The organism is Halomonas sp. (assembly GCF_031581305.1).
Taxonomy (GTDB): Bacteria; Pseudomonadota; Gammaproteobacteria; order Pseudomonadales; family Halomonadaceae; genus Halomonas.
This window is the reverse complement of sequence record NZ_JAVLBC010000018.1, coordinates 1-24,759: the sequence shown is the minus strand read 5'-3', so window position 1 is coordinate 24,759 and position 24,759 is coordinate 1. Positions and strand designations below refer to the sequence as shown.

The 24,759-nt window shown below is 65.4% G+C and carries 20 protein-coding genes; 10 read left to right on the top strand and 10 right to left on the bottom strand.

Translation table 11 applies throughout. The features are described 5' to 3' along the window. Together RI841_RS03210 and RI841_RS03205 are read left to right on the top strand one after the other, a co-directional pair. On the top strand, positions 1–1,689 hold a 1,689-nt coding region (locus RI841_RS03210; protein WP_310704141.1), incomplete at its 5' end, for an anti-phage dCTP deaminase. Continuing rightward, complete coding sequence (locus tag RI841_RS03205) at positions 1,686–1,886, top strand: hypothetical protein (protein ID WP_310704140.1); 201 nt, start codon at positions 1,686–1,688, stop codon at positions 1,884–1,886. The genes RI841_RS03210 and RI841_RS03205, both read left to right, overlap by 4 nt. Before the next feature lie 13 nt (positions 1,887–1,899). Here the strand turns inward: RI841_RS03205 and RI841_RS03200 are convergent, their stop codons facing one another. Beyond that, complete coding sequence (locus tag RI841_RS03200) at positions 1,900–2,835, bottom strand: AEC family transporter (RefSeq protein ID WP_310704139.1); 936 nt, start codon at positions 2,833–2,835, stop codon at positions 1,900–1,902. A 140-nt stretch (positions 2,836–2,975) separates the two neighbouring features. Between RI841_RS03200 and metF the strand changes: the two genes are divergently transcribed. Further along, positions 2,976–3,824 carry a methylenetetrahydrofolate reductase [NAD(P)H] gene (gene metF, locus RI841_RS03195; protein WP_310704138.1) on the top strand — a complete coding sequence of 283 codons (849 nt, stop codon included), beginning with the start codon at positions 2,976–2,978 and terminating at the stop codon, positions 3,822–3,824. 72 nt (positions 3,825–3,896) lie between these two features. Here the strand turns inward: metF and RI841_RS03190 are convergent, their stop codons facing one another. The 6 genes from RI841_RS03190 to prlC form a co-directional block, all read right to left on the bottom strand. Next, a complete protein-coding gene (locus RI841_RS03190) occupies positions 3,897–6,083 on the bottom strand; it encodes a TRAP transporter permease (RefSeq protein ID WP_310704137.1) in 2,187 nt (728 codons plus the stop codon). A 95-nt stretch (positions 6,084–6,178) separates the two neighbouring features. Further along, complete coding sequence (locus RI841_RS03185; protein ID WP_310704136.1) at positions 6,179–7,165, bottom strand: TAXI family TRAP transporter solute-binding subunit; 987 nt, start codon at positions 7,163–7,165, stop codon at positions 6,179–6,181. A gap of 310 nt (positions 7,166–7,475) precedes the next feature. After that, positions 7,476–9,188 (bottom strand): Na/Pi symporter, encoded by a 1,713-nt coding sequence (locus RI841_RS03180; protein ID WP_310704135.1) that lies wholly within the window; start codon positions 9,186–9,188, stop codon positions 7,476–7,478. Positions 9,189–9,193: 5 nt separating this feature from the next. Continuing rightward, complete coding sequence (locus RI841_RS03175) at positions 9,194–9,439, bottom strand: YheV family putative zinc ribbon protein (RefSeq protein ID WP_310704134.1); 246 nt, start codon at positions 9,437–9,439, stop codon at positions 9,194–9,196. Between the two features lie 15 nt (positions 9,440–9,454). Then, on the bottom strand, positions 9,455–9,559 hold the full coding sequence (locus RI841_RS03170; RefSeq protein WP_310704133.1) for a YheV family putative metal-binding protein: 105 nt from the start codon (positions 9,557–9,559) through the stop codon (positions 9,455–9,457). A 47-nt stretch (positions 9,560–9,606) separates the two neighbouring features. Then, positions 9,607–11,655, bottom strand: coding sequence for an oligopeptidase A (gene prlC, locus RI841_RS03165; protein ID WP_310704132.1), 2,049 nt, complete (start codon positions 11,653–11,655; stop codon positions 9,607–9,609). 104 nt (positions 11,656–11,759) lie between these two features. On the opposite strand from prlC, the gene RI841_RS03160 reads away from it, so the two are divergent. The 3 genes from RI841_RS03160 (at position 11,760) to RI841_RS03150 (ending at position 14,583) form a co-directional block, all read left to right on the top strand. Beyond that, the gene (locus RI841_RS03160) at positions 11,760–13,100 is read left to right on the top strand and encodes a sodium-dependent transporter (protein ID WP_310704131.1); all 1,341 of its coding nucleotides are present in this window, start codon (positions 11,760–11,762) and stop codon (positions 13,098–13,100) included. Between the two features lie 16 nt (positions 13,101–13,116). Next, positions 13,117–13,668: a gamma carbonic anhydrase family protein gene (locus RI841_RS03155; RefSeq protein ID WP_310704130.1), complete on the top strand. Its 552-nt coding sequence runs from the start codon at positions 13,117–13,119 to the stop codon at positions 13,666–13,668. A gap of 243 nt (positions 13,669–13,911) precedes the next feature. Next, a complete protein-coding gene (locus tag RI841_RS03150; protein ID WP_310704129.1) occupies positions 13,912–14,583 on the top strand; it encodes a metal-dependent hydrolase in 672 nt (223 codons plus the stop codon). Here RI841_RS03150 and RI841_RS03145 read toward each other — a convergent pair. Genes RI841_RS03145 through RI841_RS03135 form a run of 3 tightly spaced genes read right to left on the bottom strand, consistent with a single transcriptional unit; the run spans position 14,559 to position 18,626 of the window. After that, positions 14,559–15,941: a sigma-54 dependent transcriptional regulator gene (locus RI841_RS03145; RefSeq protein ID WP_310704128.1), complete on the bottom strand. Its 1,383-nt coding sequence runs from the start codon at positions 15,939–15,941 to the stop codon at positions 14,559–14,561. The genes RI841_RS03150 and RI841_RS03145 overlap by 25 nt on opposite strands. Further along, entirely contained in the window at positions 15,934–17,844 is a 1,911-nt protein-coding gene (locus RI841_RS03140) for an ATP-binding protein (RefSeq protein WP_310704127.1), read from the bottom strand. The genes RI841_RS03145 and RI841_RS03140 overlap by 8 nt, the downstream gene beginning before the upstream one ends. 8 nt (positions 17,845–17,852) lie before the next feature. After that, a complete protein-coding gene (locus tag RI841_RS03135; RefSeq protein ID WP_310704126.1) occupies positions 17,853–18,626 on the bottom strand; it encodes a GntR family transcriptional regulator in 774 nt (257 codons plus the stop codon). 332 nt (positions 18,627–18,958) lie between these two features. Here RI841_RS03135 and RI841_RS03130 point away from each other — a divergent pair, with 332 nt between their 5' ends. Genes RI841_RS03130 through RI841_RS03115 form a run of 4 tightly spaced genes read left to right on the top strand, consistent with a single transcriptional unit; the run spans position 18,959 to position 24,685 of the window. Then, positions 18,959–19,714, top strand: a complete 756-nt coding sequence (locus RI841_RS03130; protein ID WP_310704125.1) for a (Fe-S)-binding protein — start codon at positions 18,959–18,961, stop codon at positions 19,712–19,714. After that, positions 19,711–21,162: a LutB/LldF family L-lactate oxidation iron-sulfur protein gene (locus tag RI841_RS03125; RefSeq protein ID WP_310704124.1), complete on the top strand. Its 1,452-nt coding sequence runs from the start codon at positions 19,711–19,713 to the stop codon at positions 21,160–21,162. Before RI841_RS03130 ends, RI841_RS03125 begins: the two co-directional genes overlap by 4 nt. Continuing rightward, positions 21,162–21,842 (top strand): lactate utilization protein C, encoded by a 681-nt coding sequence (locus RI841_RS03120; protein WP_310704123.1) that lies wholly within the window; start codon positions 21,162–21,164, stop codon positions 21,840–21,842. The genes RI841_RS03125 and RI841_RS03120 overlap by 1 nt, the downstream gene beginning before the upstream one ends. Then, the gene (locus RI841_RS03115) at positions 21,839–24,685 is read left to right on the top strand and encodes an FAD-binding and (Fe-S)-binding domain-containing protein (protein ID WP_310704122.1); all 2,847 of its coding nucleotides are present in this window, start codon (positions 21,839–21,841) and stop codon (positions 24,683–24,685) included. Before RI841_RS03120 ends, RI841_RS03115 begins: the two co-directional genes overlap by 4 nt. Positions 24,686–24,759 lie beyond the last annotated feature (74 nt).

Below are 24,759 nucleotides of genomic sequence, written 5' to 3'. Positions count from 1 at the left end.
AGCAGGCCGACTACACCGGCGTCGCCGTCGACGGGCCCTACAAGCCGGATGCCTACCGATACTGATTTATATCGATATCTACAAAACCAAGGAAAAGCTTTTATGGCCATGGAAGGGAATGTGGAACAGCTGACTTATTCCGGAGTTGATCCTCTGAAGCCAGTTGGCTGCCCTGAACTTGTTTTTGGGATTGTTAGTCCCGTGGGGTCTAATAAAGAAGATCTCTGTGAGGCGCTTAAGGAAGAGCTTGGCGAATATGGCTATATTTCGCATAGAATTCGGTTGAGTGAGCTTATAAGTTTGGTTCCCGGTTTTGAAGACGCTGGAGTAGGAGCGCCTGATGAGGGTGAGAGAATAAAGAGGCTTATGATAGCTGGCTCAAGCATTCGTTCAAGTAGCGGTCTCAATGACGCATTGGCAATGCTTGGTATTTCAGAGGTTTTGAGAATTAGAGCGGAGCTTAATCAACAAGAAGAGTGCGAAAACCCCGAGACTAGAGGGCGTACCAAAACAGCATATATTCTTGACTCGCTTAAGCACCCTGACGAAGTTTCCACTTTAAGAGCGATATATGGAAGTGGGTTCATGCTGATATCCGCCTTCTCCCGTAGATCAGAGAGGGTTTCTCAGCTGGCGCAAAAGATCGCTTACTCAAAAAACGATCCGCAGGGTGTTGATGCAGCGAGATCTTCTGCAGAAGAGTTGGTAAAGATAGATGAGAAAGAAGAGGCCAATAGGTCCGGGCAAAATGTTCAAAGTTGCTTTCCCCTAGGTGATTTTTTTGTAAATCTTGATGCTGGAGCTTCTGCTTATAAGGAGGAGTTGGAGAGATTTCTAAAGGTCGTTTTTGGGTGTCCTTTTGTAACACCTACTCGTGATGAATGGGGAATGTTTCATGCTGAATCTTCTTCTTGGCGATCAGCAGATTTGGCGAGGCAGGTTGGAGCAGCTATTACTACCCCTAATGGGAGTGTGCTGGCGCTGGGGTGTAACGAAGTTGCCAAACCTTTTGGTGGGCTTTACTGGGAGGGGGATGATGGTGATGCTCGTGACTTCCAGTCTGGAAGAGATGTTGGGGGTGAACAAAAGAGGTTAATGGTAGCTGAGGTTTTTAATAGAATAAGTGAGAGTGGGGAGTTTGATAAAAGCGTTCGAGATAAGTTTTCAGAAATGGCTGGCAAGGCAATAGCTGGAGATGACCATCCTATCTTGTCGGGTTTGCAAGCGTTGAATGTCATTGAATACGGCCGCACTGTGCATGCCGAAATGGCCGCAGTTTCTGATGCGGCTATGCGTGGGGTTTCTTTGGATGGGGCTGTGATGTATGTAAATACATTTCCGTGCCACATATGTGCTAGACATATTGTATCTTCTGGTATTGAACGTTTGGTTTATGTTGAGCCATATCCTAAAAGTATGACTTCCAGTTTGTTTGGTGACTCCATTGTTGTGGACGGACATGGAAAAAGTGATGACAAGGTTGCTTTTCATTCTTTTTCTGGTATAGCACCCCGCTTGTACATGTTTGCATTTAAAGCTACAATGAAAAGGAAGTCAGCGGGTAGTGTAGTTTCTTGGAGCAAAAGGACTGCTTCAACAAGGCTTAAAAGGTTTGTTACATCGTATATAGTTATGGAGCATCAGATTGTAAATAAGATGCTTCCTAAGCTCATGGAGGATAAGGAATGATTAAGAGAGTGGGGATTAAAGAGCGTGTGAGACTGTCGGGCCAAGCGCTAGAAAAATATCCTGATTGGATCGAAGAAAATAACGTTTTTCAAGGTGGAGGGGTTAAAAGAGAGGAGGTGCCCCCTGTTTTTTTAACTTCGCAAGATTCTGGAAGAGTGGCTGTGGAAAAAGGTTTTGCTAAGAGAGTTCAGAGATAGATCAACATAGTTGTTATAAGCTGGTGACGTTAATCATAACTCCTAAATAAAGCGGGATCAGCAGCGGCGCGGCGAGGGTGGTGACCAGCACCGCCAGGGCGCCCTTCTCCGGGGCAATGCCGAGCTCCATGGCCACCACCACCACGTTGGCGGCCATGGGCACCACGCCGATCAGCAGCAGCGCCAGGGCCAGCTCCCCCGACAGCGGGAAAAGGGCCTGCAGGCCCAGCACCGCGGCCAGCGACAGCAGCGGCCACAGTCCGTAGCGGATCGCCACGCAGGCGCCGATGAAACGCACGTCGAACTCCCGTACGCTGACCCGTCCCAGGGTCATGCCGATGATCATCATGCCGAGCAGGGTGTAGGTCGCGGGGAAGGCGGCCAGCCCCTGCATCACCGCGTCCGGCACACCGAGCCCCAGGCCGCTTACCAGCAGGGCGGCGAGGAAGGCGTAGATCAGGGGCAGCCGGGCGATCTTGATCAGGCTCTGGCGCACCGAGAACTGGCCCCGGGCGCTCAAGTAGAAGCCCACCGTGAACTCGTAGAGCGTTACCCCCAGCACGCAGAAGAGGTAGAGCGTCACCCCCTGGGGTGGCAGCAGCACCAGGGCTACCGGCAGGCCGAAGTAGCCGGTGTTGCCGGTGCCGGAGGAGAAGGCCAGCAGGGCGCTCTCCTGGGGGGCGAAGCCACGTCTCGCCAACTGGTGGACAATAACGGCGATCAGGCTGGCCACCGCGAACAGCGCCGCAGTCAGCAGCAGGTAGCCGGGCGTGGGGCCGCCCTGGACCAGGCCGCGGAAGAAGGTCAGCGGGGCGACCAGGTAGATCAGCAGGGTGGCGACGGGGCGCGGGTCCACCGCCAGCCGGCGGGCGGCCAGCCAGCCCAGGCCGATATAGGCGAGCAGGGTCCAGAGGGGACCCATCAGGGTGCTGGGGTCGATCGAGGTCATGTCCTTCCCTGGGTCATGGCGGTCGAGAGACCGCCTCTGCATGAACAGGATTGATGCAGCGTCGCGTATCTTTCATTGGTCTGACGCCAGGCCAGCCGTCAGAATAGCCGTAATATGCATCATTTTCATGAGGTAAGCCGATGAGCACGCAGGAACACCCGCTGGGGATCAGCTTCGAGTTCTTCCCGCCCAACACCGATGCCGGGCGAGAGAAGCTGGTTGGCGTTCGCGACGCCCTGGCCAGCCGCGAACCGCGCTTCTTTTCGGTCACCTATGGTGCGGGTGGCTCCACCCAGGACCGCACCCTGAATACCGTGCGGATGGTGCGCGAAACCGGCTTCACTACCTCGCCGCACCTCTCCTGTATCGGCAGCGACAAGGGCGCCTTGCGCGAGTTGCTCGCTCGCTATCGGGAAGAGGGCATCAATAGCCTGGTGGCCCTGCGCGGTGACCTGCCTTCCGGCACGGGTGGGGGCGGCACCGGCCAGCTGCGCTACGCCAACGAGCTGGTCGAGTTCATCCGCGAGGAGACCGGCGACTACTTCGAGATTGCCGTGGCCGCCTACCCGGAGTCCCATCCCCAGGCGGCGAACCTCGAACAGGACCTGGCCAACTTCGCCCACAAGATGAAGGCCGGAGCGGACATCGCCATCACCCAGTACTTCTTCAGCGCCGAGGCCTACTTCCACTTCGTCGACCGGGCCCGTTCCCTGGGCGTCGAGGCCCCCATCGTGCCCGGCATCATGCCGATCACCAACTACACCAAGCTGGCGCGTTTTTCGGACGCCTGCGGGGCCGAGATCCCGCGCTGGATCCGCAAGCAGCTCGAATCCTACGGCGACGACAGCGAGGCCATCGGTGCCTTCGGCGAGGAGGTCGTGTCGCGGCTCTGCCAGCAGCTGCTCGATGGTGGCGCCCCGGGCCTGCATTTCTATACGCTCAACCAGGCGACCCCCTGCCTGCGCATCCTCGACAACATCACCGGCTGACACGGTCCATGCCGTAACGCAACGGGCCCCGCCATTGGCGGGGCCCGTTGCGTTACAGGGAAAGGGTCACGTTCAGCCGGCGGTGACGGACTTGTCCCCGCCGCCGTGGCGGCCGCGCTGCATCATGAACATCAGCACGCCGATGGCGAGGCCCGCGATATCGGAATAGATGCCGCCGTAGATCATGCATAGCGCCCCGGCCAGCATCACCAGGCGCTGCCAGGCCTTGACCGGCCCGACGAACCAGGCCTGGACGGTGGCCGCCAGCAGCACGATGCCCAGGGTGGCGGTCACGCCCACGCGCAGGATCTGCATCCCGCTGCCCTCCATCAGCATGGCCGGGCTGTAGAAGAACATGAAGGGCACGATGAAGGCTGCCAGGCCGATCTTGAACGAGGCCACCGAGGTGCCCATGGCGTTGTCGCCGGAGATGCCCGCCGCCGCATAGGAGGCCAGCGCTACCGGCGGGGTGATCGCCGAGACCACCGCGAAGTAGAACACGAAGAAGTGGGCCACCAGCGGCTGGATGCCGATGTTGATCAGGCCCGGCGCGACCACCGAGGCGGCCACTGCGTAGGCGGCTGTCGTCGGCATGCCCATGCCCAGCAGGATCGAGATGCACATGGCGAAGAACAGCGCCAGCAGCTGGCTGACGCCGGCCAGGCCGAGCAGCAGCGAGGAGAAGCGTGCGCCGACCCCGGTCAGCGAGATCACCCCCACGATGAGGCCGGCGCAGGCGCACACGGCGATGATCTGGATGGCCATGGTGCCGGCCAGCTGCAGGGCCCTGAGGATGGCGGGGATACCCATCTTGTGGGGCGAGAACCAGCTCACCACGGCCGCCGAGGCAGTGGCCAGGGTACCGGCACGGATGACCGAGTAGCCCATGAACAACGCGGCGATGAGGATGATGATCGGCGCGAACAGGTAGACCTGCTTGACCAGCTTCGAGAACAACGGGATCTCGTCCTTGCGCATGCCGCGCATGCCCGTGCGGGCCGCCTCGAAGTCCACCATGCAGTAGATCGACAGGAAGTAGAGGATGGCGGGAATCAGTGCCGCCACGGCGATATCGGTGTAGGGAATACCGGTGATTTCGGCCATGATGAAGGCGCCTGCGCCCATGATCGGCGGCATGATTTGCCCGCCGGTGGAGGCGGCGGCCTCGATGGCCCCAGCGCTGCGACTCGGGTAGCCCACCTTCTTCATCAGCGGGATGGTCAGCGATCCGGTAGAGACCACGTTGCCGGCGCTGGTGCCATTGATCATGCCCATCAGGCCGGAGGCAAAGATCGACACCTTGGCGGGGCCGCCGCGGGCGCGGCCGGCGGCGGCGAAGGCGAAGTTGACGAAGTAGTCGCCGACCTTCGAGGCCTGCAGGAAGGCGGCGAAGATGATGAAGAGGATGATGTAGGTCGATGAGACCGCGGTAGTCGGCCCGAGGATGCCGGCGTCGGTATAGACCTGGCTGAAGAAGCGGCCCACCGAGAGCCCGGGATAGCCGAGGAAGCCCGGCAGATAGGGACCGGCAAAGACGTAGACCAGGAAAATGGCGGAGATCACCACCAGCGCCAGGCCGGCCACGCGGCGGGTCAGTTCGAGGATCAGCAGCGAGCCGGCGATAGCCGCGTAGGAGATTCCCATGGGCGCGAAGGAGGTGCCGGTAGAGGCGCGTAGCGGGCTGTTGAACATCACCAGCAGGTAGCCGGCCACGGCCAGGGCGCAGACCATCAGGATCAGGTCGGCCGGCGATAGGCGGTCGCGGAACTGGCGATAGCTCCAGGAGAGCAGGATGCCGGCTACGGTGGCCAGAATCAGCGGATAGCCGAAGTGCCAGGCCTCGATCTCCGGGGCGATGCGCATGGCGCCATCGCTCATCGCCTGGTACATCATCACCACCCGCACCAGGGCATAGAGGGCAGGCACCAGCATGGCGAGGCTCACCCAGGAGAGCCAGGCGGCAGAGCGGCGCTGGTCCTCGTCGGCGAAGCGGGTACCGGCATAGAGGCCGAAGCCGAGGATCAGGGCACCGGCGATGTGCACGATGCGAAACGACCAGGTCTCCAGCGGATAGACGTTCAGCGAGACCAGGTGGAAGAGAGAGAAGGCGATAGCCAGGGCACCGAATAGCAGCCATTGCCAGCCGGTGTAGAGCCGTCGGTTGGACTCCACGGCGGCCTCGTCGACGCCCTCGGCGTTGACGGTCTGGACGACGTCGTTGCTTGGTGCGTCGTCACGTTGAGAGGGGGTATGGGACATGGGAGGCACCCTTGGGGGTATGGCGGAGGAGCACAGGAGCTGCCCCGCATCGCCCTCTCGTGGCACGGTGCGGGGCAGTCGCTCAGGTTAACGGCTTACAGCTTCAGGTCTTCCGGGATCTCGTGGCCGTTCTCCTCGTACCAGCGCACGGCACCCGGGTGGAAGGGCAGTACGGTGTTGTACTTGATGTTCTCCGGGATGCTGGTCGCGGCGCTACGGTGAACGTCGCGCATGCGGTCATTGTTCTCCATGCTCAGCTTGGTGACCTCGTAGACGAAGCTCTCCGGCAGGTCACAGCCAGCAATGGTGAAATTCCACATGGAAACGGCGCGGGCATCTTCCTCAAGGGTCTCGTAGGTGCTGGCCGGAATCTGGAACTCGGAGACCGGGAAGTTCTCGAGCACCGTCTGCTGCTCCTCTTCGGTGAACTCGATGATGTTCACGTCGGTCTGCACCTCGAGCTGGCTGACGGCGGGGATCGGGATGCCGGCAGCGAAGGCGATGACGTCGATCAGGCCGTCCTGCAGCTGGCCACCCAGGTCAGACCAGCCCCCGTTGCGGCGGTCGAACTCCACGCCCAGGGTCTCGAGCATGGCCGGGAAGTAGGTGTCGGAGGTCGAGGCCGCCGGGCCGAAGCCAATGCGGGCGCCGTCCGGGATCTCGGCGATCGACTCGATGCCGCTGCCCTCCAGTGTCGTGATCGAGAAGGGGGTTTCGTACATCGGGAACAGCGCGCAGACGTTGTCCATGGGCATGCCCGGGGCGAGCGGGCTCTTGCCGGCCAGGGCCTCGGCGGCCGGCCCCATGGTGGTCAGGCCCAGTGCGACATCGCCGCTATGCACCAGCGCCATGTTCTGGGTCGGGCCGCCGGTGACTTCGCCGCCGCCCGAAATACCCAGCTCGTCGGCGATCAGGTTGGCCCAGCCTGAACCGTAGACGAAGTAGGTGCCGCCCTGGCTGGCGGTGCCCACGGTGAAGTTATCCGGCCAGTCGCTGCGGTCCGACTGGGCCGAGGCCGAGGCGGCGATCAGCAGGGAGCTGGCCAGGGTGCCGGCGAGAATCCGTGAGGTTGTGTTGTGCATGGCGTATCTCCTGTATGCGATTGTGCTCTTGTTGAAGGCTCGGACTGTTGTGCCCGCGGCTGCTTGCCATCGTCCCCAGTATGGTCACGGGTTGGGGCATCTGCCGTTATCCAGGCCGTGATGGCATCAACGACTATTACTTCGCAAAAGTCATGCCTGCATGATTAAGTTCTTTTTATTTCATGTGGTTGCAAGAAATTTCTTAGACCTTGGTCGAAGCGAGTAGAGCGGCGTGAGGCCGGGATCACGCACGCAGCGGGTCCTGCAATGTGCGGATTTCCGCACAGAGCGTGGCATCTGGCCGCTTCGTTCAGGCGTCGTCTGGAGAGGTCAGGGCGGCCGTCAGACGGCTGGCCTGGTGGAGGTCGTTCATCAGCGAGGAGGCAAGCCAGGGGTCGAGGCGATGCTGGCGTAATCGTTCGGCCAGTTCGTGTTGCCAGTAGCGGCGGACCTCTTCCAGAGGCGCCTCGATGTCGCGGGCGCCCGGGTTGTTGGCCAGGCGGTTGAGGCCCTCGGCAAGGGCCATGCGCAGGTCATCGTGGGCCTCGCGCAGGGGGCTTGCCGGCGCGGCGTGGCGCAGCAGGCTGCGCTGCAGTACTTCGCCGAAGCGTACCGCCTCGACCAGACGCAGGGTGCGCGCATAGAGGCCTTCCAGGCGTGCCTCCTGGGCCGCGGTGAGGGGCGTGTCGATGCGCGCGTAGAAGTCGAGAATCTCCGCCATCAGCGGCTTGATCTGCTCGTGGTAGCGCACGTTCACCAGTGGCCAGTCATCGGGGTGGATCGGGGCCTCGATCGCGGCCCGGCTCGGCGGATGACCGATCGCTTCGGCGCTGGGCACCAGGATGGCCGAGGCAAGCAGATGGTAGGTACGCCGGTCGAGCCGTCGGCACTCCTGCTCGATGGCCGCGAGGGCCGTGTCGGCGTGCTGCAGGGCGTTGGTCCCCAGGTAGCGCGCCTGGGCCGGAGGAAATCTCGCTGGGTCGGGAAAGAGCTGCTCCAGGCTGCCGGCCAGCCGCGGGATCCAGGGCAGCATCAGCAGGATGCCCAGGCCATTGAAGAGGGTATGGAAGAGCGCCAGCTTGAGCGGCCAGGCGGTGGCCGCCAGCCCCACCAGTGCGGCAAGCCGGTCCACCAGCCCGGCCAGTGGCAGCAGCAGGGCCAGGGCCACGGCCGCCGTGACCAGGTTGAAGATCACGTGGGCGCCGGCCAGTCGCCGGCCGGCCGTGCTGGCGCCAAGGGCAGCGATTACTGCGGTCACGGTGGTGCCGATGTTGGCGCCAATGGCGATGGCCAGTGCCGGCAGGTAGGGGAGCTGGCCGGAGGCCAGCGCCGTGAGGATAATCAGCAGGGTGGCGTGGCTGGACTGCATGACCACGGTGGCTACGACACCGAAGAGCACCAGCAGCGGCCAGTGCCAGAGGTGCTCGCCGGCCAGGCCCTCCAGGGAGAGGCCATCCTGCCAGGTCTCGAAGCCCAGCTTCATGAAGTCGATGCCCAATAGTAGCAGGCCCACACCGAGCAGCAGGTCAGCGATGCTGGCGCGACTGCCCTGCAGCAGCCGGGAGCCCAGCAGTCCCAGGGCCAGCAGCGGCATCGCATACTGGGCGAGGTCGGCCTTGAGGCCGAACCCGGCAATCAGCCAGGCGCCGGTGGTGGTACCGAGGTTGGCGCCGAACAGCAGGGCGATGGCGGCGGGCAGGGCCACCAGGCCGGCGCCGACGAAGGACATGGCCAGCAGGGTGACCAGCGAGCTGGACTGGACCAGGGCGGTTGCCAGGGCGCCCACGGCGATGGCCCGGGAGGTGCGGCGGGTGGCAGCGTGCAACCAGTGGTCGAGGGTGCCGCCGGAGAGGCGTTTGATGGCCGCCTCCAGGTGGGTCATGCCCCACAGGAAGAGGCCCAGTCCGGCGGCGAGGGTGGCCAGGTCGAGTCGCGCGACCAGTAGTGCCGCCGCGGCTGCAAGCCCCAGCAACTCCAGCAGGCGGCGCTGCGGCAGCAGAGTGGCGGCCGTTCCCTGGCCCATGTGCGTCAGTGCCCTTTCGGGTCGAGGATCTTCACAGTCTGCACGTCGTTGCGTGTCTGCTCCTCGCGCTCGCGATTGACCCGGGTCTCGAGCTCCGGCAGGGCCTCATCCTCGATGGGCAACTGCTCGAAGAAGTCACAGCTGACGCAGTCGCGGTAGCGGATGCCGTTCTGTTCCCAGGCACGGATGCGGTCCATTTCGGCGCAGCGTGGGCAGATGGCGCCGGCGATAAAGCGTTTCTGTACGGCCATGATGGCCTCCTGTATTTACTGGCACTGAAAGCTGGCGAGCTCGGCGCGGCTGCGCTGTTCATCCACATCGGCGCAGCGCGGGCAGATGGCGCCGACGATAAAACGTTTCTGGACGGTCATGTCGTCTCCATCAGGGGGCCGCCAGGCGGGCCCGGCGGCAAACCTTCTCAGGCGGCACGGATACCGCTGTGGCGCAGCAGGGGCTCGATGCTGGGTTCGCGACCGCGGAAGGCACGGAACAGTGCGGTCGCGTCGCGGGAGCCGCCGCGCTCGAGGATCTCGGTACGGAAGCGCCGGCCGGTCTCGGGGTCGAAGATGCCGGCCTCCTCGAAGGCACTCCAGGCATCCGCGGAGAGCACTTCGGCCCACTTGTAGCTGTAGTAGCCCGCCGCATAGCCGCCGGCGAAGATATGGCCGAAGCCGTTCTGGAAGCGGTTGAAGTCCGCCCGCGGGATCACGGCGACGGCGTCACGTACCGCATCGAGCAGCGCCTGGATATCGGCGGCCCTCGGGGCGGCGAGTTCGCGGTGTAGGCGGAAGTCGAACAGCGAGAACTCCAGCTGGCGCACCATGCCCATGGCGGACTGGAAGTTCTTGGCCGCTATCAGCTTCTGGAAGAGCGCCTCGGGCAGCGGCGCGTCGGTCTCTACATGGCCGGCGATCAGGTCGAGCCCTTCGCGCTCCCAGCAGAAGTTCTCCATGAACTGGCTGGGCAGCTCCACCGCGTCCCAGGCCACGCCATTGATGCCGGAGATATCAGCGACGGTCTGGCGAGTCAGCATGTGGTGCAGGCCATGGCCGAACTCGTGGAACAGGGTGGTGACCTCGTCGTGGGTCAGCAGCGCCGGGGTGTCGCCCACCGGGCGGGTGAAGTTGCAGGTCAGGTAGGCCACCGGCAGCTGCACCGCGCCGCCTTCGAGGCGGCGGACCCGGCACTCGTCCATCCAGGCGCCGCCGCGCTTGCCCTCGCGGGCATAGAGGTCAAGATAGAAGCCGGCGATGGGGGTGTCGTGCTCGAGGATGCGGAAGTAGCGCACGTCGGGGTGGTAGCGCGGGGCCGCCTCGTCCTCCACGAAGGTAACGCCGTAGAGGCGCTCGACCACCTGGAACAGGCCGTCGACCACCCGGGGGGCGGGGAAGTAGGGGCGCAACTGCTCGTCGGAGATGGCATAGCGCGCCTCGCGCAGCTTCTCGCTGGCGAAGCCCACGTCCCAGGGGGCGAGCTCTGCCATGCCCAGCTCGTCGCGGGCAAAGTCGGCCAGTTCGGCATACTCGTCGCGGGCCTGGGGCACCGCCCGGGCGGCCAGGTCCTCGAGGAAGGTGACCACCTGGTCGGGCGACTCGGCCATCTTGGTGGATAGGGAGTAGTCGGCATAGTCGCTGAAGCCCAGCAGCTCGGCCAGCTCGTGGCGCAGCGCGAGGATCTCCTCCATCACCGGGGCGTTGTCGTGCTCGCCGGCATTGGGCCCCTGGTCAGAGGCGCGCGTGACGAAGGCGGTATAGACCTCACGGCGCAGCTCACGGTCCTCGGCGTAGGTCATCACCGGGAAGAAGCTGGGGAAATCCAGGGTGATGCGGTAGCCGGCCAGGCCCTTGGCTTCGGCATTGGCCCGCAGGCTGGACAGCGCGCTCTCGGGGAGGCCGGCGAGGCGGGTCGTGTCGGCGAGGTCCAGGTGCCAGGCCTGAGTGGCGTCCAGCAGCTGATTGGAGAAGGTGTTGGAGAGTTCGGAGAGCCGTGACTTGATTTCGCCATAGCGCTGCTTCTTCTCGGCGGGCAGGTCCACGCCGGCCAGGCGGAAGTCGCGCAGCGCGTTCTCCACGGTGCGGCGTTGACCCTCGTCGAGGGTCTTCCAGGCGGGGCCGTCACGCAGCGCCTGCCAGGCCCGGAAGAGCCCCTCGTGCTGGCCGATCCAGGTGCTGTAGTCGGAGAGCTTGCCCAGGCAGGCCTGGTAGGCCTCGCGAAGCGCAGCATTGTTCATGGTGCCGTTGAGATGCGAGACCGGTGACCAGGTCCGTGCCAGGCGGTCGTTGAGGGCCTCCAGCGGAGCCGCCAGACTGTCCCAGTTCGGGGCGTCCCGTTCGGCGTTCGCCACGAGGTCCTCGATGGCCGTGCGGTTTTCCGCCAGCAGCGCCTCGATGGCTGGCACGACGTGCTCGGGCCGAATGGCGTCGAAGGGGGGCAATTCGTGGGATTCGAGAAGCGGATTGCGGGACATGCACACCTCAGATCGGGCTAGTGGATTGAGCCTTAGATGCGGGCGGCCGCGACGGGTTTCAATGTGCTAGGCTTGCGCCCTTTTCAGGCTCGCGGGGTGGACCCATGAACGAGACGCTGGAGCGCTGGAGCACGCGGCAGGCCTTCATCCTGGCAGTGACCGGGGCGGCGGTGGGGCTGGGCAACATCTGGCGCTTCCCCTATATCACCGGGGAGAACGGCGGCGCCGTGTTCCTGCTGCTCTACATTGCCTTCGTGCTGCTGATGGGGTTGCCGGTGATGATGGCCGAGATCCTGATCGGCCGCGCCGGGCGTCGCAGCCCCATGCAGTCGCTGGGCCATCTGGCCGATCAGGCCGGGGCGAGTCGCCATTGGCGCTGGCTGGGGCTGTTCGGCGCCGTCACGGTATTCTGTATCCTCTCCTTTTACTCCGTGGTCTCGGGCTGGTCCATCGAATTCCTGGTGGCCGCGATCAATGGCGACTTCGTGGGGCGCAGCGCGGCGGAAATCGGCGCGGACTTCGATGCCTTCCTCGCCGACTCGGGACGCATGACCTTCAATCATACGCTCTTCCTGACGATGACCATGCTGGTGGTCGCCGCCGGCGTAGCCAAGGGATTGGAGAAGCTCAACAACCTGCTGATGCCGATGCTCTATCTGCTGCTGGTGGTGCTGGCGGGGTACGCGGCCACCACCGAGGGCTTTAGACCGGCACTGGCCTGGCTGTTCCTGCCGGACCTTTCGGCGGTAACGTCAATGGTGATGTTGCAGGCCATGGGCCACGCTTTCTTCACCCTGGCGGTAGGCGCTTGTGCGTTGATGGCCTACGGCGCTTACATGCCCGATCACCAGAGCCTGCCTCGAGCCGCCGTCTCGGTGGCGGTGCTCGACGTGACGGTCGCCCTGCTGGCGGGTATTGCCATCTTTTCGGTGGTATTTGCTCAGGGGATGGACCCCGCTGAAGGACCGGGGCTGATGTTCGTGACGCTGCCGGTAGCCTTCGCCGAACTGCCCGGAGGGGCACTGTGGCTCTCGCTGTTCTTCCTGCTGCTGTTGCTGGCCACCTGGACCTCCTCGATCAACCTGGCCGAACCCATGGTCGCTACCCTGCAGGGCTGGGGCCTGCGGCGAGGCGCCGCTGCGGCCGTGGTGGGGCTGGCGGTATGGGGTCTGGGAATGCTCTCGGTGTTCTCCTTCTCGAGTCTGGCCGAGACCCGGGTGCTGTTCGGCATGAATCCCTTCGAGTTGGTCAGCACCATTCCACCGGAGATATTCCTGCCGCTGGGCGGGCTGCTGATTGCTATCTTCGCCGCCTGGGTCATGCTCGAGGAGACCGCTCTGAGGGCGCTGGATGCCGGCCCCAACGGCTTTCGCACCTGGCGGGCTCTGGTGCGCTGGGTGTCGATCCCGCTGATGCTGGTAGTATTGTTGGCTGGACTGATCTAAACGGCGGAGGTGAGCAATGCGCGAGGCAATGAGCCTGCGACCCTGGAAGGGACACGACCCACAACTGGGCGCGCGGGTCTATATCGATCCGGCCTGCATGGTGCTGGGTGACGTGGTGCTGGGCGATGACTGCTCGGTGTGGCCCATGGCGGTGATCCGCGGTGACATGCACCGCATCCGCATCGGCGCGTGCACCAGTGTGCAGGACGGCAGCGTGCTGCACATCACCCATGCCAGCGACTTCAACCCCGACGGCTTCCCGCTGACCATTGGCGATGAGGTGACCATCGGCCACAAGGCAATCCTCCATGGAGCCACCCTGGGCAACCGCATCCTGGTGGGTATGGGCGCCATCGTCATGGACGGCGCCGTGGTCGAGGACGAGGTGATCATCGCCGCCGGTGCCGTGGTGCCACCGGGCAAGCGCCTCGAGGGCGGCCACGTCTACGCCGGCAACCCGGCCAAGGCGCTGCGCCCGCTCAAGGAGCAGGAGCGGGCCTTCTTCCCCTATACCGCGGGCAACTACGTCAAGCTGAAGGACGAGTACTTGGCGGCAATGGGAAACTAACTCTCCAGAAGCCGTACTTTAGCCAGCGAGGAGCGCCGGGCAGGCCGTAGAGGGGGCCTGCGCCAGGGAGGGGGCACAGCGCCTCCTCGAGGGTCCGACCCCCGGGGGGCCTGTCGACGGATACGCTCCAAGCTGCCCTCTTACGGCTACGGTTCTGGAATGATTGTCTAACCCATTGTTTTTCATTGTCGAGGCGCGCGATAATCTGGTCATTTATCCAGTAATCGAGGGGCGCGCCCCGGCATGGCCAACTTTCGCACCCATCTCGGCGTGGCCGCTGCCGGCGGGGCCGTGTTGGCCCATGGTGGCTGGCAGGCGGGCCTCTGGGGCGCCATGGAGAGCCTGCCGTTGCTGGCGCTGGTGACCTTCGGCGGCATTCTGCCCGACATCGATGCCGACCGCTCCCGAGCGATTCGCCTGATCTTCAACCTGCTCGCCGTGCCCGCGGTAGTGGCCGGTGCTCTGGTGCTGCAGATGCGGCTGTCCACCGGCACCCTGCTGATGGTGTGCGGCGCCATCTACCTGGGCGTGCGCTACCTGGCCGGGGCGCTGTTCGCCCGCTTTACCGTACACCGTGGCCTCTGGCACTCGCTGCTGGCGGCGGTGCTCAGCGGCCTGGTGGCCACGGCGCTGAGTCATCGGCTATTCGGCCAGCCCGACCACCTGGCCTGGGCCCACGGCACCGGCCTGGCGCTGGGCTTCGTGATCCACCTGCTGCTCGACGAGCTCTACAGCGTTGACCTCACCGGGGCACGCCTCAAGCGCTCCTTCGGCACCGCCTTGAAACCATTCGACTGGCGCGAGCCGGGCAACTCCCTGGTGATGCTGATGGCGGCGGCGAGCCTGCTCCCCTGGCTCCCTCCCTGGGGCCCCCTGGGCGAGCTGCTTCGTCAGGGGGCCTCGCTCTGGCGATAGTCTTCGGCCCTGAGGCCGTATTTCCTGAGCTTGTCGTAGAGGGTCTTGCGCGGCAGGCCGAGCTGCTCGCAGGCGTCACTGACGCGGCCGCGGTGGCGAGCCAGCGCCTGGTCGATCAGGCTCTTCTCGAACAGCTCCACCTGCTGGGGCAGCGCCAGGTCGCCGCTGTCACTGTCCACCCCTTCGAGCAGGGCGTCCAGGCGGTAGTCGCAGGTGGCGCCGAGCAGCACGTAGCGCTCGGCCAGGTTGCGCAGCTCGCGCACGTTGCCTGGCCAGTCGTGGGCGAGCAGCGCCGAGATGCCGGCAGCATCCAGCGGCGGGGTCTCCAGGCCGCTGCGATTGGCGGCCACGACGGCGAAGTGCTGGAACAGCAGTGGAATGTCCTCGCGCCGCTCGCGCAGCGGGGGAATCGGCAGGGTGACCACCTCGAGCCGATAATACAGATCCTCGCGGAAGCGCCCCCTTTCGGCCGCGGCCTTGAGGTCGACCTTGGTGGCGGCGATTACGCGCAGGTCCAGGGATACCGGCACGTTGGCACCCAGGCGCTCGATGGAGCGTTCCTGCAGCACACGTAGTAGCTTGACCTGTAGCGACAGCGGCATCGACTCGATCTCGTCGAGGAACACCGTGCCGCCCTGGGCATGCTCGAATTTGCCGATGCGCCGCTCCACGGCCCCGGTGAAGGCACCCTTCTCGTGGCCGAACAGCTCCGACTCGATGATGCTCTCGGGCACGGCGCCGCAGTTGATGGCCACGAAGGGGTGGCCGCCGCGGCGGCTGCGCTCGTGGATGGCACGGGCCACCAGGTCCTTGCCGGCCCCGGTCTCGCCGAACAGCAGTACGTCGGTCTCCACCTGGCTGATGCGCTGGACCATGGAGGCGAGGCGCTGGATGGCCGACGTGCGCCCCACCAGGCGCGGGCCGGGTGCCGATTGCTGGGCCTCGAGCTCGGCCTTGAGCTCGCGGTTCTCGAGGCTCAGGCGACGCTTGTCGATGCCGCGACGCACCATCTCCACCAGGCGCTCGCCGGCAAAGGGTTTTTCCAGGAAGTCCCAGGCCCCCTCGCGCATCGCCTCCACGGCGGTGGAGATGTCGCCATGACCGGTGATCAGGATTACTGGCAGGTCGGGGTCGCGGTTGCGCACCTCGCGCAGCAGGGCCATGCCGTCCATGCCCGGCATGCGGATGTCACTGACGATGACGCCGGGGAAGTCAGGAGCCAGCGCCGTCAGGGCGGCCTCGGCGCTCTCGAAGGATCGCGGTTCGTAGCCCGCCAGCTCCAGGGTCTGGCCGGCGGTGATGCGCAGGTGCGCCTCGTCGTCGATGATCATCACCGGAAGAATCGCCGGCTCATGCATGGGTGTCGTGCTCCTCGGTGCTGATGTCGCCGGTCGCCTCGGGGCCGGGGTCGCGAGGCAGGATAATGGTGAAGCGGGCGCCACCGCCAGGTGCAGGGTCTGCCGCCAGCCGGCCACCCAGGTCATCGATGATGCGCGCGGAGATCGACAGCCCCAATCCCAGGCCGCTGCCCGGCGACTTGGTGGTAAAGAAGGGCTCGAAGATTCGCCCCAGGTGTGCCTCGGGGATGCCGGGGCCGTTGTCGATGACGTGGATCTTCACCTCGTCGACGTCGGGTTCGATGCCCAGCTGCAGCTGCGGCGTCCCTGTCTGGGCCATGGCCTGCAGCGCGTTGCCAATCAGGTTGACCAGCACCTGCTCCAGGCGCACCAGATCGGCGCGCACCCAGGTCTGCTCCTCGGGCCAGTCGCGCTCGATCGTGACGCCGGCGTCGCGCAGCCGCGACTGGAAGAGCCGCAGGGCGTAGTCGAAGCAGGCGGGGACCGAGACGCTGGTGGGCCTGTCGCCACTCTTGCGCGAGAACTGGCGCAGCTGGGCACTGATCTCGGCCATGCGGTCGGTGAGCTCGATGATCTGCGCCAGGTTGCCGCTCGCCGCCTCGCTGCGGCGGCGGGCCAGGAACTCGGTGGCATTCTCGGCATAGGCGCGAATCGCCGCCAGTGGCTGGTTGAGCTCATGATTGATGCCGGCGGCGAGCTGGCCGAGCACGGCCAGTTTGGCAGCCTGGACCAGTTCGTCGCGGGTCTGGCGCAGCCGCTCCTCGGCGCGGCGGCGCTCCTCGATCTCGCCGGAGAGGCGACGGTTGGTCTCGACCAGATCGTGGGTACGGCGCTGCACATTGCGTTCCAGTTCATCTCGGGCCCGGGCCAGGGTGCGACGCTCCCGGTCGGCAAATTGCTCGCGCTCGCGGCGCAGCCGCAGCCGTTGCCAGCCGATGCCCCCGGCCAGGACCACTACGCCGTAGAGGCCGCCGGCCATCAGGGCGGCAAGCCACTGGGTCTGGAGCACCGGGGCCAGTGACTTGAGGATATGCATCTCCCAGCCGAAGGCTGGCATGGGGCGTGACAGGCCCAGATAATCCTCTCCGACCAGCGGCCCTCGCTGAAAGCCGACCCGCTGGCTATGCTTGCCCGGGCTTCCGGTGATCTCGATGCCGGCGGGAGCCAGCGGCTCGTCGGCATAGCGGCGGGTGTCCAGCAGCGCCTCCCGTTCGTCGCCAGAGAGCGGCGTCAGGGCCTTCATGCGCAGCTCCGGACGGCTGGCCATGAAGATGATGTCGTCCGTGTCGGTGACCAGCAGCTCGGCATCCTGCTCGGCCCAGCTCGCCTCCAGGGTGTCGAGCAGCACCTTCACCACCATCACGCCATCGGGGCTGGCGTCGGGTTCGGTGTCGTCGAGCCATACCGGGGCCGAGAAGTAGTAGCCGCGCTCCCGGGACTGAACCCCAAGTCCGTAGAAGCGCCCGGTTTGGCCGGCGATGGCATCCTGAAAGTAGCTGCGGAAGGCGTAGTTCTGGCCGATGAAGGTGTTGGCACGGTGCCAGTTGCTGGCGGCCAGGGTGTCGCCGTGACGGTCGATGAGGTAGATATCGGAGACGCCGGCGGTAGCCCGGAAACGGTCCAGCAACCGATTGAGCGGCATGGGGTCCTGGCTCCCGGGTGACGCCAGGAAGCGCCTGACCATCTCGCGCGAGGCGAGCAGGGCGGGCAGGTAGTCATGGCGGGACAGGTGGCCGACCAGACTCGCCGCCGAGAGGCGCAGCTCGTTCTCGGCGTCCTGGCGCAGCCCCTGCAGGGCCTGGTCGCGGGCCAGCAGGGCGGCTTGCCACATGGCGAGCACCAGCCCGAAGGGAACCAGCAACCAGAGCAACTGGCGGGCCTGGCGGCGAGACGTCGTCGTCATGGCCGGCCTCAGCGCGAGGTCTCGGGCATGACCTGAGCACGTCGCAGGGCGCGCTGGGCTCGGGTCTCGGCGCGCTCGACCTCGAGCAGTCCCTCTTCCACGAAGACCAGATGCTCGTGGGAGCGGGTGCGGGCGTCCTCGGCCCGGCCCTCGAGGATCGCATCGAGCAGGGCGCGGTGCTGCTCCATCAGCCGCGGGCGCGAGTCGGCCTTCTCGAAGAGGTGGGCCAGGTTGTCGACGATGCTCTTCTCCAGCAGGTGGAAGATGCCGCGGATGGTATGCAGCAGCAGCACGTTGTGGGCCGACTCGGCGATGGCCATATGGAAGGCCGCGTCGGCGCGGGCCTCGAGCGCCGGGTTGCGCCCCTTGAAGCAGGCCTCGAGCTCCTCGAAGCGCTTGATCAACTGTGCCTTGTCGGTGGGTGTGGAACGCAGGGCCGCATAGTAGGCGGAGATGCCTTCCATGGCGTCGCGGAACTCGAGCAGGTCGAGATGGAACTCTCCATGGCGGGAGAGCATCTCCAGCAGCGGGTCGCTGTAGCCGCTGTTGAGTTCCTCGCTGATGAAGGTGCCGCCCCCCTGGCGGCTGGTCAGCAGGCCGCGGGCCGACAGCTTCTGGATGGCCTCGCGCAGCGAGGGGCGCGAAACGCCGAAACGCTCGGCCAGTTCGCGCTCCGGTGGCAGTCGCTGGCCGGGCTTCAGGCTGCCCTCGAGAATCAGCGCCTCGAGGCGCTCGGTGATGACGTCGGCGAGGCGCGGATGTCGAACGGGCTGGTAGGCCATGGGGGCTCCGGAACACGTGGCGAAAGACGGCATGGTATCGCCATCAAATTGGTATTACCAAACGCCGCGACGATAGATTGCTGCCGTTTCGCTCGAGAGTGGCAATTTATCCAGCTACATCAGGGTGTTGAAGGAAGCGTTGAAAGCGCTAGACTAAAGTATAGGCAGGCAAGGCTGGGAAGCGGGTCGCTTGCGTTTGACACTGCTGACGCTGCCTCCTAATGTGCGGCGACGTTTCTTCCGTGTCAATTGGTTTTACCAATTTACCATAATTCGAGTCAATGACTTCAGCGCAACCCTGCCGTGCCCCTGCGCTGTCCAGGATCCTGCCCATGACGCCAGTCAAGCTCTATCCACCGAAGCCGGAGAAGGTCTACTTCTTCGGGACCTGCCTGATCGATCTGTTTTACCCGGAGGCCGGTCTGGACGGTATCCGCCTGCTCGAGCGAGAGGGCATCGAGGTGCTCTTTCCCGAGGACCAGACCTGCTGCGGGCAGCCGGCTTACACCTCGGGTTACCAGGAGGAGGCCCGGGCCGTGGCGACGGCCCAGCTAGGCCTCTTCCCCGAGCCCTGGCCGATCGTGGTGCCTTCCGGCTCCTGCGGTGGCATGATGCGCACCCACTACCCCCAGCTCTTTGCCGGCAGCGACCTCGAGGGAAAAGCCATTGACGTCGCCGGGCGGGTCTATGAACTGACCGAGTTCCTGGTCCATGTCTGCCACCTGAAGCTCGAGGATCGCGGCGAGACGGAAAAAGTGGCCATGCATACTTCCTGCAGCGCCCGGCGCGAGATGGGGCTGGCCGAGACCGGTCCGGCGCTGCTGGCCCAGCTCGGCAAGGTCGAGCTGGTAGAGCAGGCGCGCGCCGCCGAATGCTGTGGCTTCGGCGGCACCTTTGCCGTGCGTCATCCTGAGGTCTCTGCCGCCATGGTGGAGGACAAGACCACGGCTATCGAGGAGGCCGGTGCCCAGCGCGTCGTGACCTCCGACTGCGGCTGCCTGCTGAACATCGGCGGACGCTTCGAGCACCAGAAGAAGGCCGTGATGGGCGAGCATATCGCCAGCTACCTGTGGCGGAGGACCTCATGACGGACGCGACTCCCACCGTACAGACCTATACGCCTCGCGAGTTCCATCGCCAGGCCCACGACGCCCTGGGCAATCCCCAGATCCGGGCCAACTTCCGCAAGGCCATGGACGGACTGATGGACAAGCGCCGGGATGTCTTCGGCGAATGGGACCTGGAGACCCTGCGCGAGCTGGGCGCCAACATCCGCCTGCGGGCGCTGTCGAAGCTGCCCGACTTGCTCGAGCAGCTGGAGGCCAACTGCGAGGCCAATGGCATCAAGGTGCACTGGGCCGAGGACGGCGAACAGGCCTGCCGGATCATCCGCGAGCTCTGCGAGGCGCGCGAGGCCAAGGCGGTGATCAAGGGCAAGTCGATGGTCTCCGAGGAGATGCATCTCAATGCCCACCTGGAGGAGGCGGGCATCGAGGCGCTGGAATCCGACCTCGGTGAGTACCTGGTGCAGCTCAACGAACAGACGCCCTCGCATATCATCATGCCGGCGATTCATCTGAATACCGATGAGATCTCCGAGATCCTGCATGACAAGACCGGGACCGAGCGCACCCGTGACGTCGATTATATGACCGCGGCGGCCCGCTCCCAGCTGCGTGAGCGCTTCATGGCGGCGGATGTGGGCGTTTCCGGGGTCAATTTCGCGGTGGCCGAGACCGGCACTCTGTGCCTGGTGGAAAACGAGGGCAACGGCCGCATGACCACCACGGTGCCGCCGGTACATATTGCCGTGACCGGCATCGAGAAGGTCGTCGAGCACCTGCGCGACGTGCCACCGCTCTATGCACTCTTGACCCGCTCTGCCACCGGCCAGCACGTGACCACCTACTTCAACATGATCAGCTCGTCGCGCAAGGCCGATGAGCACGATGGTCCCGAGGAGGTCCACCTGGTGCTGGTCGACAACGGCCGCTCGAACATCTACCAGGACGACGAGCTGCTCGACACCCTGCGCTGCATCCGCTGCGGCGCCTGCATGAACCACTGCCCGGTCTATGCCCGGGTCGGCGGCCACACCTACGGCACCACCTATCCGGGCCCCATCGGCAGCATCCTGATGCCCCACCTGATGGGCCTCGAGGAGACCAAGGACCTGCCCACGGCCTCCAGCCTGTGCGGCGCCTGCGGCGAGGTCTGTCCGGTCAAGATCCCGATTCCCGACCTGCTGGTGCGCCTGCGCCAGGAGTCGGTGGGCGAGGGGCGCGGCAATGTGCCCGGCGCCGGCGCCAAGCGCACCCGCAAGGAAGCCGCGGCCTGGAAGGGCTTTCAGTGGCTGGCCACCCATCCCGCCGCCTGGCGGGGCGGCACGACACTGGCCGGCAAGCTGCGGGCGCTGGCGCCCTCGAGGTTAGGCGTCTGGACCGACCATCGCAGCGCGCCCAAGCCGGCGGGCACCACACTGCATGCGCTGGTCAAGCGTCATCAGGCACGCAAGAACCACGAGGAGGAGCGCTGATGAGTGCCCGCGACGCTATTCTCAAGCGCTTACGCGAGCGCGCCGACGGCCCGCTCACCGCCCCCGAGAGCAACTTCGCCGTGGTGACGAACCGCGGGTGGAGTACCGAGGAGCGCCTGGCGCGCTTCGAGCGGCTGATCATCTCGGTGCATGGCGAGGTGCTGCACGTCACCCGGGACGACTGGACCCAGGTGCTGGCGCGGCTGCTCGTCGACAAGGGGGTGTCGCGCCTGGCGCTGGGGCGCGAGCATCCGGTGTCTGCCGAGGCGCGCGCGGCCCTGGCCGACGCCGAGGTCGAGCTGGTGGACGTCGACCGCGACATCGAGACCTGGCAGCGCGAGCAGTTTGACCGGGTCGATGCCGGCCTGACCACGGTGGGCGGAGCGATCGCCGAAACCGGCAGCCTGTGGCTCTGGCCGACCCCCGACGAGCCGCGCCGGCTCAGCCTGGTGCCGCCCGTGCATATTGCCGTGCTGGAGGCCGACACCATCGAGGACACCTTCTTTGATGTCATCGAGTCCCGCGGCTGGGCCGGCGGCATGCCTACCAACGCCCTGCTGATCTCCGGTCCCAGCAAGACGGCGGACATTGAGCAGACCCTGGCCTACGGCGTTCACGGGCCTCGCGAGCTGGTGGTGCTGGTGCGTCATGCCGATGTCGGGGCGGGAGAAGAAGCATGATAGCCCCAGGCGGTAGGCGCCAGCTGAAGGCGGCGCTCGCGGCGTCGATCCCCGCCGAGCGGCTGATCGACGATCCGCTGCGCACCCTGGCCTATGGCACCGATGCCAGCTTCTACCGGCTGGTTCCGCAACTGGTGGTCCGCCCCGAGAACGAGGCGGAGCTGCAGCTGACCCTGGCGGAGTGCCGGGCCCGCGAGCTGCCGGTAACCTTCCGCGCCGCCGGCACCTCGCTTTCCGGCCAGGCGGTGACCGACTCGGTGCTGATCCAGTTCGGCCGCGGCTGGCGGGATCATGCGATCCTCGACGAGGGCAAGGCGATTCGTCTGCAGCCGGGGGTCATCGGGGCCCGGGCCAACCATCTGCTGGCGCCCTTCGGGCGCAAGATCGGGCCCGACCCGGCCTCGATTGCCAGCTGCATGGTCGGCGGCATCGCTGCCAACAATGCCTCGGGGATGTGCTGCGGCACCGCCCAGAACAGCTATCGCACGGTGCGCGATATCCGCGTGATCCTGGCTGACGGCAGCCTGCTCGACACCGCCGACACCGACAGCGTCGCCGCCTTCCGGGCCTTCCATGGCAAGTTGCTGGCCGGTCTCGAACGCCTTGCGATCCAGACGCAAGGCAACGCTGCCCTGGCCGAGAAGATCCGTCACAAATACCGGCTCAAGAACACCACCGGCTATGCCCTCAACAGCCTGGTCGACTTCAGCGATGGCATCGAGATCCTCAAGCATCTGATGATCGGCTCAGAGGGCACCCTGGGTTTCATCAGCACCATCACCTACGACACCGTGGTCGATGAGCCCCTGAAGGCGGCGGCCCTGGCCTTCTTCCCTGACATGGGCACGACCTGCCGCGCGACCATCGCGCTCAAGCAGGCGCCGGTCTCTGCCGTGGAGCTGATGGATCGGGCCGCGCTGCGCTCGGTACAGGACCAGTCCGGCATGCCCGTGGTGCTGAGGACGCTACCCGAGGGGGCGGCAGCGCTGCTGGTCGACGTGCGCGGCAACGACCAGGCCGAGCTCGAGGCGCGCATGCAGGCGGTACAGGAGACCCTCGAGGGCATTCAGACCCTGGAGCCGGTCACCTTCACCCGCGACGCCGATACCTATGCCCTCTACTGGAAGATCCGCAAGGGGCTCTTCCCGGCGGTGGGGGCGGTGCGCGAGGTCGGCACCACGGTGATCATCGAGGACGTGGCCTTCCCCATCGAGCGGCTCGACGAGGGCGTGCTGGCGCTCACCGACATCTTCCATCGGCACGGCTATCGCGACGCCATCCTCTTCGGCCACGCCCTGGAGGGGAACCTGCACTTCGTCTTCCCCCAGGGGTTCGAGAAGCCCGGCGAGGTGGAGCGCTATCAGGCGCTGATGGACGAGGTGGCGCAGCTGGTCGGCGTGGAATACGGCGGATCGCTCAAGGCCGAGCACGGCACCGGGCGCAACATGGCGCCCTACGTGGAACTGGAGTGGGGGCCCGAGGCCTATGCGCTGATGTGGGAGATCAAGGCGCTCTTCGATCCCGGCAACCTGCTCAATCCCGAGGTGATCCTCAGCCGCAACCCGACCCTGCACCTGGAGAACCTCAAGCCCCTGCCGGCGGCCGACGAGATCGTCGACAAGTGCATCGAGTGTGGCTTCTGCGAGGCGGTCTGCCCGTCGAAGGACCTGACACTCACCCCACGGCAGCGCATCGTCATCGCCCGTGAGCTGGCGAGGCTCGAGGCACTGGGCGCGACACGCAGCCCCGAGGACGAGTCGCGCCTGGCCGCCCTGCGCGAGGACTACCGCTATGCGGGCGACGAGACCTGCGCCGCCGATGGCCTCTGCTCCACCCAGTGTCCGGTGGGCATCAATACCGGCGACCTGGTGCTCGGGATGCGCCACGAGCGGGCCGTGGGCCAGGCCGGGGTCGCGCGGCGCATCGGGCGCCATTTCTCGGGCGCGACCCGCATGGCCCGGGGCGGGCTCAACGCGGCAAGCGCGGCCAGGGCCCTGCTCGGCACCGACCTGATGGCCAGGGCCAGCACCGGGGCGCGCCGCCTGAGCGGCAGCCGTCTGCCTCAGTGGAGTCCGGCCCTGCCCAGGTCGGCGCCTGTCCGGATGCTGGACCATGCGCCGTCGGGCGATGCCTCCAGGGACAAGGTGGTCTACCTGCCCTCCTGTGCCACCCGCATCTTCGGCGCCGACCATGACGACGAGATCGAGCGGCGCTCAGTAATGGAGATCACCCTGGCGCTGCTCGACAAGGCGGGCTTCGAGGTCATCCTCCCGGAGATGATCGGCCACCTCTGCTGCGGCATGGCCTTCCAGTCCAAGGGGCAGTTCGAGGAGGCGACCCACAAGGGGCGTGAGCTCAATCGCGAACTGCTGGTGGCGAGCCAGAACGGCCGCTATCCGGTGCTCTGCGACACCAGCCCCTGCACCCTGCAGATGCGGGAGCACCTTGACGAACGACTCGAGATGCTGGAGCCGGTCGCCTTCGCCCACGACCACCTGCTGCCGAGGCTCGCCGTCACGCCGGTGGACGAGCGGGTCGCCGTGCATGTGACCTGCTCGAGCACTCGCATGGGGCTGGCCGACAAGTTCGTCGGCCTGGCGAGAGCTTGTGCGCGGGAGGTGGTGGTGCCGGCGGAGATCACCTGCTGCGGATTCGCCGGTGACAAGGGCTTCAGGACGCCGGAGCTGAATGCCTCCGCGCTGGCGGGGCTGGCCGACCAGGTGGCGGACTGCAGTGCCGGCTACTCGAACTCGCGCACCTGTGAGGTCGGCCTGAGTCAGTACGGTGGCATTCCCTATCGCTCGATCTTCTCGCTGCTCGACCGGGCCAGTCGGGCGTCGTGAGATTTTTCTCCCGGCAGGCCTTGCGCGGTGCCGGGAGAATCCGTAAAGTACGCATCCGCTGCCGGCGACGGGCA